Origin of the sequence: Citrobacter sp. CK202, assembly GCF_030333225.1 — a bacterium.
GTDB classification, from domain to species: Bacteria; Pseudomonadota; Gammaproteobacteria; order Enterobacterales; family Enterobacteriaceae; genus Citrobacter_B; species Citrobacter_B koseri.
Map to the genome: position 1 here is coordinate 58,686 of NZ_JAOWGI010000019.1, position 15,094 is coordinate 73,779.

The 15,094-nt window shown below is 52.8% G+C and carries 13 protein-coding genes; 5 read left to right on the plus strand and 8 right to left on the minus strand.

Annotated elements, in window-relative coordinates; translation table 11 throughout:
• Positions 1-181: 181 nt before the first annotated feature.
• Positions 182-691, plus strand: a complete 510-nt coding sequence (gene sulA, locus OGX84_RS03345) for an SOS-induced cell division inhibitor SulA (protein ID WP_012132966.1) — start codon at positions 182-184, stop codon at positions 689-691.
• A 355-nt stretch (positions 692-1,046) separates the two neighbouring features.
• On the plus strand, positions 1,047-2,093 hold the full coding sequence (gene ompA / locus OGX84_RS03350) for a porin OmpA (RefSeq protein ID WP_047463714.1): 1,047 nt from the start codon (positions 1,047-1,049) through the stop codon (positions 2,091-2,093).
• Positions 2,094-2,167: 74 nt separating this feature from the next.
• Here the strand turns inward: ompA and matP are convergent, their stop codons facing one another.
• On the minus strand, positions 2,168-2,620 hold the full coding sequence (gene matP, locus OGX84_RS03355; protein WP_012132968.1) for a macrodomain Ter protein MatP: 453 nt from the start codon (positions 2,618-2,620) through the stop codon (positions 2,168-2,170).
• Positions 2,621-2,805: 185 nt separating this feature from the next.
• On the opposite strand from matP, the gene OGX84_RS03360 reads away from it, so the two are divergent.
• Both OGX84_RS03360 and fabA read left to right on the plus strand, forming a co-directional pair.
• Positions 2,806-4,566 (plus strand): AAA family ATPase, encoded by a 1,761-nt coding sequence (locus OGX84_RS03360; RefSeq protein ID WP_112002297.1) that lies wholly within the window; start codon positions 2,806-2,808, stop codon positions 4,564-4,566.
• A gap of 68 nt (positions 4,567-4,634) precedes the next feature.
• A complete protein-coding gene (gene fabA / locus OGX84_RS03365; RefSeq protein ID WP_012132970.1) occupies positions 4,635-5,153 on the plus strand; it encodes a bifunctional 3-hydroxydecanoyl-ACP dehydratase/trans-2-decenoyl-ACP isomerase in 519 nt (172 codons plus the stop codon).
• 142 nt (positions 5,154-5,295) lie between these two features.
• Here the strand turns inward: fabA and rmf are convergent, their stop codons facing one another.
• From rmf to rlmKL, 6 genes are all read right to left on the minus strand, one after another.
• Positions 5,296-5,463 (minus strand): ribosome modulation factor, encoded by a 168-nt coding sequence (rmf, locus tag OGX84_RS03370; protein ID WP_012905338.1) that lies wholly within the window; start codon positions 5,461-5,463, stop codon positions 5,296-5,298.
• A 256-nt stretch (positions 5,464-5,719) separates the two neighbouring features.
• On the minus strand, positions 5,720-6,283 hold the full coding sequence (pqiC, locus tag OGX84_RS03375) for a membrane integrity-associated transporter subunit PqiC (protein WP_012132972.1): 564 nt from the start codon (positions 6,281-6,283) through the stop codon (positions 5,720-5,722).
• Positions 6,280-7,920: an intermembrane transport protein PqiB gene (gene pqiB / locus OGX84_RS03380; RefSeq protein ID WP_047457720.1), complete on the minus strand. Its 1,641-nt coding sequence runs from the start codon at positions 7,918-7,920 to the stop codon at positions 6,280-6,282. The genes pqiC and pqiB overlap by 4 nt, the downstream gene beginning before the upstream one ends.
• Positions 7,921-7,924: 4 nt before the next feature.
• Entirely contained in the window at positions 7,925-9,178 is a 1,254-nt protein-coding gene (pqiA, locus tag OGX84_RS03385) for a membrane integrity-associated transporter subunit PqiA (RefSeq protein ID WP_112002298.1), read from the minus strand.
• Between the two features lie 14 nt (positions 9,179-9,192).
• Positions 9,193-11,100 carry an ABC transporter ATP-binding protein gene (locus OGX84_RS03390; RefSeq protein WP_024130472.1) on the minus strand — a complete coding sequence of 636 codons (1,908 nt, stop codon included), beginning with the start codon at positions 11,098-11,100 and terminating at the stop codon, positions 9,193-9,195.
• Positions 11,101-11,112: 12 nt separating this feature from the next.
• Positions 11,113-13,221 carry a bifunctional 23S rRNA (guanine(2069)-N(7))-methyltransferase RlmK/23S rRNA (guanine(2445)-N(2))-methyltransferase RlmL gene (gene rlmKL, locus OGX84_RS03395; RefSeq protein WP_012132976.1) on the minus strand — a complete coding sequence of 703 codons (2,109 nt, stop codon included), beginning with the start codon at positions 13,219-13,221 and terminating at the stop codon, positions 11,113-11,115.
• A 153-nt stretch (positions 13,222-13,374) separates the two neighbouring features.
• Between rlmKL and OGX84_RS03400 the strand changes: the two genes are divergently transcribed.
• On the plus strand, positions 13,375-14,484 hold the full coding sequence (locus tag OGX84_RS03400) for a YcbX family protein (RefSeq protein ID WP_049009867.1): 1,110 nt from the start codon (positions 13,375-13,377) through the stop codon (positions 14,482-14,484).
• Here the strand turns inward: OGX84_RS03400 and zapC are convergent.
• On the minus strand, positions 14,481-15,023 hold the full coding sequence (gene zapC / locus OGX84_RS03405; RefSeq protein WP_024130474.1) for a cell division protein ZapC: 543 nt from the start codon (positions 15,021-15,023) through the stop codon (positions 14,481-14,483). The two genes, OGX84_RS03400 and zapC, sit on opposite strands and share 4 nt — an antisense overlap.
• Positions 15,024-15,094: the final 71 nt, after the last annotated feature.

Below are 15,094 nucleotides of genomic sequence, written 5' to 3' on the forward strand. Positions count from 1 at the left end.
TTGCAGTAACAGATCCGTTAATGACGAAAATAGGCAACTTATTCTCAGTGAGCAAGATGAATTTCATTTTTACGGTGACAACAGATAAAAATTGCGAGTCTGTTTCCGAAAATAGGGTTGATCTTTATTGGCGGCAGGGTTACTGTATATCCATACAGTAACTCACGGGGCTGGATTGATTATGTACACTTCAGGCTATGCAAATCGTTCTTCGTTGTTCTCTTCCACTGCGGGCAGCATTGCGCGCGTCTCTTCAGAGAACACCACCGCCGGGCTTATTAGCGAAGTGGTCTATCGCGAGGACCAGCCCATGATGACGCAATTACTGCTTTTACCGCTGCTGCAACAATTAGGTCAGCAATCACGCTGGCAGCTCTGGCTGACGCCGCAACAAAAGCTGAGCCGGGAATGGGTTCAATCTGCGGGGCTGCCTTTAACAAAAGTGATGCAGATCAGCCAACTTTCTCCATGCCATACGCTGGAGTCGATGATTCGCGCATTGCGGACGGGCAACTACAGCGTCGTTATCGGCTGGCTGGCGGATGAGCTTAGCGAAGAAGAACACACCCGGCTTGCGCAAGCGGCAGATGAGGGAAATGCGATGGGATTTATCATGCGTCCTGTGAGCGCACACGCTCATGCCACGAGACACCATTCCGGGCTAAAAATTCACTCAAATTTATATCATTGAGTGAAATTAGGATTTATCCTGGAATTTTTTTTCTGCTCTTTCATCTGCTCTGAAGCTTAATACTTTTTGTGTGTGAATGCTTGTCAGAAGCGGTTTCCGCGATTTTCGCTGAGCGATTTCTCAGCAGGAAATGTTAAATATTATGTATACAAGCCTTTTTTTTTCATATGCCTGACGGAGTTCACACTTGTAAGTTTTCAACTACGTTGTAGACTTTACATCGCCAGGGGTGCTCGGCATAAGCCGCAGATATCGGTAGAGTAACTATTGAGCTGATCCCCCGGTGAAGGATTTAACCGTGTTATCTCGTTGGAGATATTCATGGCGTATTTTGGATGATAACGAGGCGCAAAAAATGAAAAAGACAGCTATCGCGATTGCAGTGGCACTGGCTGGTTTCGCTACCGTAGCGCAGGCCGCTCCGAAAGATAACACCTGGTACACTGGTGCCAAACTGGGCTGGTCTCAGTTCCATGATGTTGGCAACAACCAGATCGACAACAACGGCCCGACCCATGAAAGCCAACTGGGTGCCGGTGCGTTCGGTGGTTATCAGGTAAACCCGTACGTTGGTTTTGAAATGGGTTATGACTGGTTAGGTCGTATGCCATACAAAGGCAACACTCAAAACGGTGCATTCAAAGCTCAGGGCGTTCAGCTGACTGCTAAACTGGGTTATCCGATCACTGATGATCTGGATGTCTACACCCGTCTGGGTGGTATGGTTTGGCGCGCAGACGCTCAGAACAACACTGGCTTCAAAGATCACGATACCGGTGTTTCCCCAGTATTCGCTGGTGGCGTAGAGTACGCTGTAACGCGTGACATCGCTACCCGTCTGGAATACCAGTGGACTAACAACATCGGCGACGCAAACACCGTTGGCGGTCGTCCAGATAACGGCCTGCTGAGCGTTGGTGTTTCCTACCGTTTCGGCCAGCAGGAAGAAGCAGCTCCGGTTGCTCCAGCTCCGGCACCGGCTCCAGAAGTACAGACCAAGCACTTCACTCTGAAGTCTGACGTTCTGTTCAACTTCAACAAAGCAACGCTGAAACCAGAAGGCCAGCAGGCTCTGGATCAGATGTACAGCCAACTGAGCAACTTGGACCCGAAAGACGGTTCCGTCGTGGTTCTGGGCTTCACTGACCGTATCGGTTCCGACGCTTACAACCAGGGTCTGTCCGAAAAACGTGCTCAGTCTGTTGTTGATTACCTGATCTCCAAAGGTATCCCGGCTGACAAAATCTCCGCACGCGGTATGGGCGAATCCAACCCGGTTACTGGCAACACCTGTGACAACGTGAAAGCTCGCGCTGCACTGATCGACTGCCTGGCCCCGGATCGTCGCGTTGAGATCGAAGTTAAAGGCGTTAAAGACGTTGTAACTCAGCCGCAGGCTTAAGTTCCCGTCTAATAAAAAACCCCGCACTGCGGGGTTTTTTTCGTCTGAAACCAGAAGAAAGAAGAAACGAACCGCTACTCTTTCCCCAGTAATGCCTGCAAATCCTGCTTCAGGGTCGACATCTTGCTGGCGTATTTCTCTTTATGTTCCGCATCTTCAATCAACTGCACAATCGTTTCTGAAAGCGTTTTGCCACGTCGCTGCGCGAGTCCCGCCAGACGCTGCCAGACAATAAACTCCAGATCGATAGACTTCTTGCGCGTATGTTGATGCTCGGCATTAAAGTGTCGTTTACGCCGTGCTCGTATGGTCTGCTTCATACGGTTTAACAGCGCAGGATTCATATGCTCTTCAATCCAGGCATTTACCCGAACCGGTTCATTTTCGAGGGTTAGCAACAAATCAACGGCTTCTTTGGCAGCACTGGCTTCCACGTACCGGGTAATCAACTCCCCTTCGCGGTGCTTCTTCACCAGATACTTCCATTTCCAGCCGCTTTCAAGGTTTTCAAGTTGTTGATATTTCATTGCGCTCTCAACGTTACCGTGTAACTCCTATCAGAATATCAGTTTTTTGGGCATCTGAAGAAAAGAATATCCAGCCTGTGAACTCTCACGCGTCATCCTGCACGTTTACATTCGCTTTCCGCGTGTGCAGCGTTGCCTGTTACGGTATAATCGCGTTTTTTACAACAGACTAAAAAACCTCAACTTTGACCATTACGAAACTTGCATGGCGTGATCTGGTTCCTGATACCGACAGTTATCAGGAAATATTTGCACAGCCACACTTTACTGACGAAAGCGCCACCCTACTCAGCGATACTCAACCGCGACTGCAATTTGCGCTGGAACAACTTCTCCAGCCCTGGGCGTCGTCCTCTTTTATGCTGGCGAAAGCGCCGGAAGAGCCCGAGTATCTCACTCTCCTTTCTGATGCGGCCAGAACGTTGCAAGCCGATGCCGGTCAGCTGACCGGGGGCCATTACGAAATTTCGGGCCACACTATCCGTTATCGCGTAGCAGAAAAAGCAGAAGACAATTTTGCCACGTCGGCGCAGGTTGTCAGCGCTGACTGGGTTGAAGCCGAACAGCTGTTTGGCTGTCTGCGCCAGTTTAACGGCGAAATTACGCTGCAACCGGGTCTGGTACATCAGGCTAACGGCGGCGTTCTGGTGATTTCCTTACGCACCCTTCTGGCGCAGCCGTTGCTGTGGATGCGTCTGAAGGCGATTGTCAGCCATAACCGATTCGACTGGGTCGCGTTTGACGAGTCGCGTCCGTTGCCGGTCTCTGTGCCGTCTATGCCGCTCAAGCTGAAAGTCGTGTTGGTCGGCGAACGTGAATCGTTAGCCGACTTCCAAGAGATGGAGCCGGAACTGGCTGAACAGGCGATTTACAGCGAATTTGAAGATAATCTGCAAATAGTGGATGCCGAAACCATGACCCAGTGGTGTCAGTGGGTTCAGCACACGCTTAAACGCAATAATCTGCCAGCGCCAACGCCTGATGCCTGGCAAGTGCTGGTACGCGAAGCCGTTCGCTACACGGGAGAACAGGACACGCTTCCACTGTGTCCGCTATGGATTTCCCGCCAGTTCAGAGAAGCTGCACCGTTGTGCCAGGACGGGACATGCAGCGCCGAACAGCTCGCCCTGATGCTTGCCCAACGCGAATGGCGTGAAGGCTATCTTGCGGAGCGCATGCAGGACGAAATCCTGCAAGAGCAGATCCTGATTGAAACGGAAGGCGAGCGCATTGGTCAGATTAACGCCCTTTCCGTCATTGAATTTCCCGGCCATCCGCGCGCGTTTGGCGAGCCTTCACGTATCAGCTGCGTCGTTCATATTGGCGACGGTGAATTCACGGACATCGAGCGAAAAGCCGAGCTTGGCGGTAACATTCATGCCAAGGGGATGATGATCATGCAGGCTTTCCTGATGTCGGAACTACAGCTTGAACAGCAAATCCCATTCTCCGCCTCGCTGACCTTTGAACAGTCCTATAGTGAAGTGGATGGCGACAGCGCCTCAATGGCAGAACTGTGTGCATTGATCAGCGCTCTGTCCAATGTGCCGGTAAATCAAAATATCGCGATTACCGGTTCCGTCGATCAGTTTGGACGCGCCCAGCCTGTTGGCGGCCTGAACGAAAAAATTGAAGGCTTTTTCACAATTTGTCAGCAGCGTGAACTGACGGGTAAACAAGGCGTTATTATTCCGGCGGCTAACGTGAGACACCTCAGCCTCCAGCCTGCGCTGTTGCAGGCCGTGGAAGAAGAGAAATTCAGCATCTGGGCGGTAGACGACGTAACAGACGCACTGCCGCTTCTGCTTAATCTGGTGTGGGATGGCGAAGGTCAGACAACATTGATGCAGACCATCCAGGAACGTATTGCCCAGGCTACACAACAGGAAGGACGTCATCGTTTTCCCTGGCCGCTACGTTGGCTAAACTGGTTTATACCGAACTGATCGGACTTGTTCAGCGTACACGTGTTAGCTATCCTGCGTGCTTCAATAAAATAAGGCTTACAGAGAACATGGTAGATAAACGCGAATCCTATACAAAAGAAGACCTTCTTGCCTCTGGTCGCGGTGAACTGTTTGGCGCTAAAGGCCCACAACTGCCGGCACCAAACATGCTGATGATGGACCGTGTCATCAAAATGACAGAGACTGGCGGTAACTTCGACAAAGGTTATGTTGAAGCTGAGCTGGATATCAATCCAGATCTCTGGTTCTTCGGATGCCACTTTATCGGCGATCCGGTTATGCCGGGCTGCCTGGGTCTGGACGCAATGTGGCAGTTGGTTGGATTCTATCTCGGCTGGCTGGGCGGCGAAGGTAAAGGCCGTGCGCTGGGCGTAGGTGAAGTGAAATTTACTGGTCAGGTTCTGCCAAGCGCGAAGAAAGTGACCTACCGTATTCACTTCAAACGTATCGTTAACCGTCGTCTGATCATGGGTCTGGCGGATGGCGAAGTTCTGGTTGATGGCCGTCTGATCTACACCGCCAACGACCTGAAAGTAGGTCTGTTCCAGGACACGTCAGCGTTCTAATCGCAGATATTTCCAGGTCTGATAAGCGTTGCCATAAGCGTGGCGTCATTGCCGGATGGCAGCATAACCACGTTATCTGACCTGCCTGTAAAAAGGCGAAACCTCCGCACTGCGGAGGTTTCTTTTTTCTAAAGAGACAGAATCAGGCCATTACTACCCTGTCCGCCATGGCTTCTCGCCAACCTCCCAGCCAGTGCGACCTCTGATTCAGCGTCTGATAGGGACACATTTCTTTTGAGCGTCCGGCAATGCCGGCCTGATATCCACGTTGATGTGCCCGTTCCAGGCGATCTCGTTTTTGTCTCTTCATGCCTCGTTTCCCTCATCTTCATGTCTGGTGGAAAAGAAAACAGTGATTACGAAATGTGCAATCACAGTAAACGAATACCGCGAAAAAGTTGTCCCGTCAATGCGCAAAATTCACGCCATTGTCATATTTGTGAGCTACTCAATAAATCATTTGTACAAAAATTGTGAGCCAGAACAGCTATTTTCACCAGGCAGAAAAACAAAAAAACCGCCCCCGGCGACGTGCCGAAAGCGGTTAAATTTACAATATTTTTAACTTATGGTATTTGCTTCAGCGCCTGAGCGATAGCGGCGGCTTCCTGATTCCAGGCGGCTGCCAGCACCTTGACCATTTCGTCATACCCGTCCTGCTGCTGCGCGGTTTCGATGTGGAATGGGCGCTTAATCAACTGCCCCTGATGGTTCAGCAGCCACTCCCCGCTTACGATAACTTTGCCATCATAACGGCCATGAAATCCCGTCACCGTCACGTTAAGCGTATCCTGCACGCTGCCCAGCGGCTGTGAGGCAACCACCCAGCCCGGAAGCTGGGCGCTCAGATTCGCCACCAGCGTATTGCGCAACTGCTGGTCCAGCGGGCTGGCCCAAAGATTGTTACTCGCAATCACGTACTGCACATCACTGGTTTGATACACCACGCCGTTGCCCGCCAGGTAGTCCGGCACCGAAACCTGTTCCACCCACAATAAGCGGTTTCCCTGGCTTGCCGTACTCTGTACGCCCCCTTGCGCGACGGGTAGCTGGTAGTAGCTCTTGTTTTCTCCGCTACTGCTACATGACGTTAACCAGAACGCCATCATCACCACTAGCCACTTTTTCATTGTTTCGCCCTCTTCGGCTCTGGATCTTTCTTGTCCTTCGCTTCAAATACCAGCGCGTTGCTCTTTTCGTTCAGCGTTTTCAATACCGGTTGCAGTTCACGGAGAACCTGATCAAGACGCTGCATATCCGCCACCATCTTGTTATACGCCGCAGAGCCTGGCTGGAAGCCCTGCATGCTGCGGTTCAGTTCGCGCAAGGTGTTCTGCATATCCGCCGGAAGCTGCTGCATCGACTGGCTGGAGGTAATCTTGTTCATATTATCCAGCGTGGTTTGCAGATGCTTCATCGTCCGCTGGCTTTCCGACAGCGTATTGGTCGCCTGTTGAATCATCGGGTTCAGCGGCAGGTTATTAATTTTATCCAGCGCTTCCATCAGACGCTGCTGGATTTGCGCCAGACCACCGCTTACCGTCGGGATGATCTGATAACCGTTAAACTCATGAATGCCCGTAATTGGCGGCTCTTTCGGATAGAAGTCCAGATCAACATACAGCGCGCCGGTCACCAGATTGCCCGTTTTCAGTGAACCGCGCAGGCCGCGTTTGAGCAGTTCGGCCAGATGCGCGCCGACATCCGTCTCTTCACCCAATTGTGCTTTCAGGCGTTCCGGCTCAATGCGTACCAGCACCGGAATACGGTAGTCAGTGTTAAACACCTGACGCATATTCGGCGCAAAGAAAGGCACTTTGCTGACCGTACCCAGGCGAATCCCGCGGAACTCCAGCGGTGCGCCCGGTTGCAGGCCGCGAATCGAATCTTTGAAGAACATCAGATAGTCGATGTGGTCGGTATACAGCGAATCCTGAATGCTTCGCTGATCGTCATACAGGCTGAAAGCGGTTTTTTCCGCAACCGGCTGCCCCAGTTCAAGCCCTTCCGGCACGTCAAAGCTCACGCCACCGCCAAACAACGTGCTTAGCGATCCCATTTCAACCCGCATACCGGCAGAAGTCAGATCCACCGCGATACCGCTGTCCTTCCAGAAACGGACGTTGCTGGTCACCAGGCGATCGTTTGGCGCATTAATGAAGAGTTGATAGCTGATGGAGCGCTTTTGCGGATCGAAGGTGCTGGTTTCAACCGAGCCAACGCGGTAACCACGGAAAAGCACCGGATCGCCCGGACTGAGCTGCCCGGCTTTTTTGCTGTCAAGAATAACGCGAATGCCTTTCGCATCTGGCGGCGCCAGAGGTGGGGAATCCAGCAACTGGTAATCCTCCAGCCTGTTACCTTTCGTCCCCGGCTGCAACTCAATATATGCCCCGGACAGCAACGTGCCTAAGCCGCTGATCCCTTCACGCCCGACCTGCGGTTTCACTACCCAAAAGACCGAATCTTTGTGCAGCAGTTTTTCCATGCCGGAATGCAGTCTGGCCTTGATCTCTACATGCGTAAGATCGTCGGTCAGCGTCGCGCTTTCCACCACCCCCACATCCACGCTACGGCTCTTGATGGTGGTCTTACCGCCTTCAATACCTTCGGCATTCGTGGTGATCAAGGTGACTTCAGGCCCCTGATGGCTGTAGTGATAAAACAGCACCCATGCCCCAATCAGCGCAGTGACGATAGGGAATATCCACACGGGAGACCAGTTTTTTACCTTCTGCACTTTGGCTTCCCCATTTTTAGATTCCATACTGTCAGGACTCCTCATGGCCTGGTTCAGGTTCACGATCCCACGACAGACGCGGATCAAAGGTCATCGCAGAAAACATTGTCATAATGACGACTAAAGCAAACATCAATGCACCCATCGCTGGATAAATATTCATTAACCCCCCCATGCGCACCAGCGCAGAGAGTACGGCAATTACAAACACATCAATCATTGACCAACGGCCAACAAATTCCACCACCTCATAAATCAGGTGCATTCTTTCACTGTCGCGTTTGCCATGCCCTTTCGCATCCCAGCACAGCCAGGCAATCGCAATCATTTTTAGCGTTGGCACCATAATACTGGCAATAAAAATAACCGCCGCCACCGGATAAGACCCTTCACTCCAGAGCAAAACGACCCCGGCGAGGATCGTAGAAGGCATCTTTGATCCCAGTAAATCGGTGATCATGATCGGCATGATATTCGCGGGCAGATAAAGCATGATCGACGTAAATAACAGGGCCAGCGTCCATTGCAGGCTGTTTTTGCGTCGCACATGACCCTTTGCATGACAGCGCGGACACACTAATTCATTTTCCGGGAGAATGGCCGTACAGCAGGAGCAGGAACGCAGTCCCTGGCGGATGCCGGTAACGCCAGGTTTCAGCGGCTGCGCCAGCACAGGCATCGGCGTAATATCGTCCCATAACCAACGGCGATCGACGCACTGAAACGCGCGTAATTGCAGGATGCAGAAAAAGCACCACGGAATAAAACTGCTTCCAACCCCGATATCCCCGTAAGCCATCAGCTTAACAAAACTGACCAGCACGCCTGCGAGGAAGATCTCCGCCATTCCCCAGGTTTTTAGCTGGAACAACACGCGCGCCAGAACCTTTTTTACACGTAGCGGCAATTCGACACGATTCACAAGCAATAATATCGTCACCAGGCAAAAAGCCGGAACCAGCTGGACAAACAGCAAAAAGAAGGTGCCAAGGCTGGCGTAATTTTCCGAAAACATGACGCCGGGGATTTCAAGCAGCGAGACTTCGCTCCTTACACCCGCGACGTTCATATTCACGAAAGGGAAAAGATTGGAAAGCAGCAGCATAAACAACGCCACTAACGAATAGGCGGTGGGACGCTGCCTTGGCGCGTCCCACTCGGTCGTCAGCGTTGTGCCACATCTTGGACATGCCGCTTTCTGCCCATGCTCAAGGTGGGGTAACGCCACCAGCATGTCACATTGCGAGCATAAAATGTGCTTCGCAGCATGATGATGTTCGCACATATGCGCTCCTTTAATTATGCGCCATTCTTCAAGGCTTCAAGATACTCCCAGCGCTCAAAGGCTTGTTCAAGTTCCTGCTCTGCGTGACTCAAATCGGCCAGAACTTTTTGCGTATGATCATGCGGTTGGCTGAAAAAGGCGGCATCCGCCACCTGCGCCTGCAACGCTTCCAGTTTGGCCTCCAGCTCTTCCAGTAACTGGGGGAGCTGTTCCAGTTCGCGTTGCAGTTTATAGCTTAGTTTGTTACTGCCGCGCTTTACAATTTCTGCTTTCGGGGCAACCACTTCCTCAGTTTTCTTGACGACGGGTTGTTTAAACGCCAGATGCTGTTCCTGCTGACCACGCGCATCATGATATCCGCCGACATAGCGACCAATCTTACCGCCGCCCTCGAAGATCCAGCACTCGGTCACGGTGTTATCCACAAACTGACGGTCATGGCTCACCAGCAGGACAGTTCCCTGATAGCCGTCAATCAACTCTTCCAGCAGTTCCAGCGTTTCAACGTCCAGATCGTTGGTCGGTTCATCGAGAATCAGCAAATTGCTGGGTTTCAGGAATAAACGCGCCAGTAAGAGGCGGTTACGTTCTCCGCCAGACAGGGCGCGAACCGGCGTCATGGCGCGCTTAGGATGGAACAGGAAGTCCTGAAGATAGCCCAGCACATGACGCGGCTTACCGTTAACCAGCACCTCTTGCTTACCTTCAGCAAGGTTATCCATCACGGTTTTATCGGGATCCAGTTCCGCGCGATGCTGATCGAAATAAGCCACTTCCAGCTTCGTGCCGACATGAATACGTCCGCTGTCCGCCTGAAGCTGGCCCAGCATCAGTTTCAGCAACGTGGTTTTCCCACAGCCGTTAGGGCCAATTAAAGCAATCTTGTCGGCACGCTGCACCTGCGCGGAGAAATCGTTTACCAGCTGCTTGCCGTCAACCTGATAGCTGACGTTTTCCATTTCGAAAACAATCTTACCGGAGCGGGCCGCTTCTTCGACCTGCATCTTCGCCGTCCCCATCACTTCACGGCGTTCGCTACGCTCGCGGCGCATCGCTTTCAGGGCGCGTACGCGACCTTCATTGCGGGTACGGCGCGCTTTAATACCCTGGCGGATCCAGACTTCTTCCTGCGCCAGTTTGCGATCGAACTCGGCATTCTGTAACTCTTCCACGCGCAGGGCTTCTTCTTTCTCCAGCAGATACTGATCGTAATCTCCCGGATAAGAAACCAGCTTGCCGCGATCGAGATCGACGATGCGGGTAGCCATATTGCGAATAAATGAACGGTCGTGGGAAATGAAAATAATCGTCCCGTTGAAAGATTTCAGGAACGTTTCCAGCCAGTCGATCGTTTCAATATCCAGGTGGTTGGTCGGCTCATCCAGCAACAATACGCGAGGGTTGCTGACCAACGCCCTGCCCAGCGCCGCTTTACGCAGCCAGCCGCCGGAAAGCGAAGAGAGCGCCGCGTTAGGATCGAGCCCAAGCTGCGCCAGCACTTCATTAATACGGTTTTCCAGTTGCCACAGGTTGTGGTGGTCGAGCTGTTCCTGCACCCGCGCCATCTCATTGAGATTTTTATCGCTGGGGTCGGTCATCACCAGGCGGGAAATATCGTGGTAACGTTTCAGGTATTCAGCCTGCTCCTCGATCCCTTCCGCAACAAAATCATAAACGCTGCCTTCGACATTACGCGGCGGATCCTGTTGCAGACGCGCGACGATCAAATCCTGCTCATAAATGATGCGTCCATCATCCAGTCCCTGTTCGCGGTTGAGGATCTTCATCAGCGTTGACTTCCCGGCGCCATTACGGCCCACCAGGCACACGCGTTCGTTATCCTCGATATGCAGCTCTGCGTTATCGAGAAGCGGCGCGTCGCTAAACGACAGCCATGCGCCATGCATACTGATTAATGACATTTACTTTTCCTTTCAGGCTGCGGTAATCAGCCAGCAGTTGTGGATCTGACGATTACGGGCAAAGTCCTGAGAAAGCGTTTTTTGCGTAATTTCTTGTGCTTTCAGTCCCAGCGCCGCCAGGCCGTCCAGATCCATACGGAATCCGCGTTTGTTGTTGGAGAACATGATCGTGCCGCCTTTGCGCAGCAGACGTTTCAGATCTTTCATTAACACCAGGTGATCGCGCTGCACATCAAACGACTCGTCCATCCGTTTTGAGTTGGAGAACGTCGGCGGATCGATAAAAATCAGATCGAACTGTTCATTCGCCTCACGCAGCCAGCCCAGGCAGTCGGCCTGAATCAGGCGGTGCGCACGGCCGCTCAGCCCGTTCAGACGCAGGTTGCGTTCAGCCCACTCCAGATAGGTACGAGACATGTCCACCGTAGTGGTGCTGCGTGCGCCGCCCAGCCCCGCATGTACGCTGGCGCTGCCGGTATAGGAGAACAGGTTAAGGAAATCTTTGCCTTTGCTCATCTGACCCAGCATCCGGCGCGCAATACGGTGATCGAGGAACAGACCGGTATCAAGATAGTCGGTCAGGTTAACCCATAAACGCGCGTTATATTCGCTGACTTCAATGAACTCACCTTTCTCGTTCATCTTTTGATACTGGCTTTTGCCTTTCTGGCGCTCACGAGTTTTTAACACCAGTTTATTCGGCGCAATCTCCAGTACCAACAGCGTGGCGGCGATGATGTCGAACAGACGCTGACGCGCTTTCTGCGCATCAACCGTTTTCGGCGGCGCATATTCCTGAATCACCACCCACTCGCCGTAGCGATCGACCGCCACATTGTATTCCGGCAGATCGGCATCATACAGGCGATAGCATTCGATCCCTTCCTGGCGCGCCCATTTCTCCAGCTTCTTAATATTTTTTCGCAGGCGGTTGGCGTAATCTTCCGCCACCGTCGCAGGCTTGCTGTCTGGCGTTTTTTCCGCCAGATGATAGTTTTTCTGCACGCAGTCCAGCGGGCCGTTTTTGGCTTTGAATTGCTTATCCGCGCGCAGTTGCAGGCAGTTCAGCAGATCCGGCGAGGCGCTGAACAGCGACAGGCTCCAGCCGCCGAACTGATTTTTCATGGTGCGCCCCAGCAGGCTGTGCAGCGCAATCAGCGCCGGTTCGCTGTCCAGACGCTCACCATACGGCGGGTTGCTGATTACCGTACCGTACGGCCCTTTCGGCAGCGGGTTGCTCAGTTGGGCGACATCTTTTACCTCGAAGGTAATCAACTCACCGATGCCTGCGCGACGGGCGTTGCTGCGCGCACGTTCAATCACGCGGGCATCGCTGTCAGAACCATAAAAATGCGAGCTATATTCCGCAAGCCCTTTACGGGCGCGGGTTTGCGCTTCTGCTTTGACTTCCTGCCAGATAGCCTCATCATGCTGCGCCCAGCCGCTAAAGCCCCAGTGACCACGATGCAGACCCGGCGCGCGATCGGTCGCCCACATTGCGGCCTCGATCAGCAGCGTACCGGAACCACACATCGGGTCGAGCAGCGGCGTTCCCGGCTGCCAGCCGGAACGCATCACGATGGCCGCCGCCAGCGTCTCTTTAATTGGCGCCAGACCGGTACGATCGCGATAGCCGCGCAGGTGCAGACCATCGCCGCTCAGATCGAGGGCAATGCTGGCAGTGTCTTTGTTCAGCCAGACGTTAACGCGAATATCTGGAGATTCACGATCGACATTAGGACGCGGCAGGTTTTTACGCGTGAACGCATCAACAATCGCATCCTTTACTTTCATTGCACCATACTGGCTGTTGCGAATGGTGTCGTTCAGCCCACTAAAATGCACGGCAAAGGTGGCGTCTGGATTAAAAATCTCTGTCCAGTTGATTGCCTGCACGCCGAGGTACAGGTCTAAATCGCTGTAGACCTTGCACTCTCCCATCGGCAGCATAATGCGCGAGGCCAGGCGGCTCCACATTAAACTCTGGTACACAAGCCGCGTGTCGCCCTGAAAATGGACACCACCCTGAACCACCTGGCAATCCGCAGCGCCCAGGTTTTCAAGTTCAGTTTTTAACAGCTCTTCCAGCCCGCGGGCCGTACTGGCAAACAGAGAATTCATATTGTCACTTTTACTCTAAGAAAATTGCTGCGCATTATACACAAAATCTTTCGCGTTGCCTCGCAGCGACAAGCGTGAAGGATGGGGCTTATATAGCTAATCTGGCGCTCATGTCATAAGATTGAAAGCTTATTTTCGTTCGAGGGCTGTACAGTGGTGACGTTAACCCGGCTTTTTATTCATCCGGTCAAATCGATGCGCGGCATCGGCCTGACGCATGCGCTGGCAGACATCAGTGGCCTGGCTTTCGATCGTATCTTTATGGTTACTGAACCTGATGGCACCTTTATTACCGCCCGCCAGTTTCCGCAAATGGTGCGCTTTACGCCTTCTCCGCTACACGACGGATTACATCTTAGCGCCCCGGATGGCAGCAGCGTGGTGGTGCGCTTTGCTGATTTCGCCGCGCAGGATGCGCCAACCGAAGTCTGGGGAAACCATTTTACTGCCCGTATCGCCCCGGACGCGATAAATCAGTGGTTAAGCGGATTCTTTTCCCGTGACGTGCAATTACGCTGGGTCGGCCCCCAACTTACGCGTAGAGTCAAACGCCGCGACGACGTGCCGTTGTCATTTGCCGATGGTTATCCCTTTCTGCTGGCCAACGAAGCCTCACTGCGCGACTTACAGCAGCGTTGCCCGGCTGGCGTGAAAATCGAACAGTTTCGTCCCAATCTGGTCGTTTCCGGCGCGGCGCCCTGGGAAGAAGACACCTGGAAAGTCATTCGTATCGGCGACGTCATCTTTGATGTCGCAAAACCGTGCAGCCGTTGTATTTTCACCACCGTCAGCCCTGAGAAAGGGCAAAAACACCCAACGGGTGAGCCGCTGGCAACCTTGCAAACCTTTCGCACGGCGCAGGACAACGGCGATGTTGATTTCGGGCAGAACCTGATTGCGCGTAACAGCGGCGTCATTCGCGTAGGCGATGAGGTTGACATTCTCGCAACCGCCCCCGCCAAACCTTATGGCGCCGCAAATTCTGATGATGCGGTGGCGCCGGAAAAACAGCCTGATACAACAGTCACTATCGACTGGCAGGGGCAAACCTTTCGTGGGAATAACCAACAGGTGCTGCTTGAACAACTGGAGAATCAGGGTATCCGCATCCCTTATTCATGTCGGGCCGGGATCTGCGGCAGTTGCCGGATAACGCTGCTGGAAGGCGAAGTGAGTCCGCTGAAAAAATCAGCGATTAACGATGACGGAACGATTCTTAGCTGTAGCTGCGTGCCAAAAACCGCACTCAGGCTGGGAAATTAAACCGCTTGTTCAAGGCTGAAGCTGGCGAGTCGCTGTTGCGGCTTCAGTCTGTCGTTCATGATCTTAATCGCATCGCCAAGCTGCATAGTGCGTCCAGCCACGACGACACCGGGCTGGGCCAGCAGGCACAGCGCCGCGTTTTCACCCGGCTCAACCACCAGTAAATTCACCTGCTCTTCGGTATCGCTAAGCCACACGCAGGCGGCATCACCCACCGTTGGCGTCCAGATCTCGCCGTGTGCGACAAAATGCCAGCTTTTTGGCATCTGTGGTTTCAGATAACGGATCGCCACCAGCGCATTGAGCACCAGTTCCGCTTTTTGTTCTTTCGATAATTCGAGATCGCGACATTTTTCTTCAAAAGAGAAATAGAGCGCGGCGTCATCGACACAAAAACCAGACGGCGAAAATGCATCCGGCGTGAGCATTTTGCGAGCAAAGCGCGAGCGAAATAACATGCCATTGGCTAAATCGAGCATCATTCGGTCATGCTCTTCATCATAATACCAGCGCCAGTTATCGTCAGGTTTAATTCGCATTGTACTCTCTCCCGTTTCCATCACCCTGTTGCAAAAATGTCCTTTTTCACCGCTTCGTTTATTACCTTAAT

Bases quoted from the DNA above. Each gene is read 5' to 3' on its own strand.
- sulA (WP_012132966.1), top strand. From the start codon at position 182: ATGTACACTTCAGGCTATGCAAATCGTTCTTCGTTGTTCTCTTCCACT.
- ompA (WP_047463714.1), top strand. From the start codon at position 1,047: ATGAAAAAGACAGCTATCGCGATTGCAGTGGCACTGGCTGGTTTCGCT.
- matP (WP_012132968.1), bottom strand. From the start codon at position 2,620: ATGAAATATCAACAACTTGAAAACCTTGAAAGCGGCTGGAAATGGAAG.
- fabA (WP_012132970.1), top strand. From the start codon at position 4,635: ATGGTAGATAAACGCGAATCCTATACAAAAGAAGACCTTCTTGCCTCT.
- rmf (WP_012905338.1), bottom strand. From the start codon at position 5,463: ATGAAGAGACAAAAACGAGATCGCCTGGAACGGGCACATCAACGTGGA.
- pqiC (WP_012132972.1), bottom strand. From the start codon at position 6,283: ATGAAAAAGTGGCTAGTGGTGATGATGGCGTTCTGGTTAACGTCATGT.
- pqiB (WP_047457720.1), bottom strand. From the start codon at position 7,920: ATGGAATCTAAAAATGGGGAAGCCAAAGTGCAGAAGGTAAAAAACTGG.
- pqiA (WP_112002298.1), bottom strand. From the start codon at position 9,178: ATGTGCGAACATCATCATGCTGCGAAGCACATTTTATGCTCGCAATGT.
- OGX84_RS03390 (WP_024130472.1), bottom strand. From the start codon at position 11,100: ATGTCATTAATCAGTATGCATGGCGCATGGCTGTCGTTTAGCGACGCG.
- rlmKL (WP_012132976.1), bottom strand. From the start codon at position 13,221: ATGAATTCTCTGTTTGCCAGTACGGCCCGCGGGCTGGAAGAGCTGTTA.
- zapC (WP_024130474.1), bottom strand. From the start codon at position 15,023: ATGCGAATTAAACCTGACGATAACTGGCGCTGGTATTATGATGAAGAG.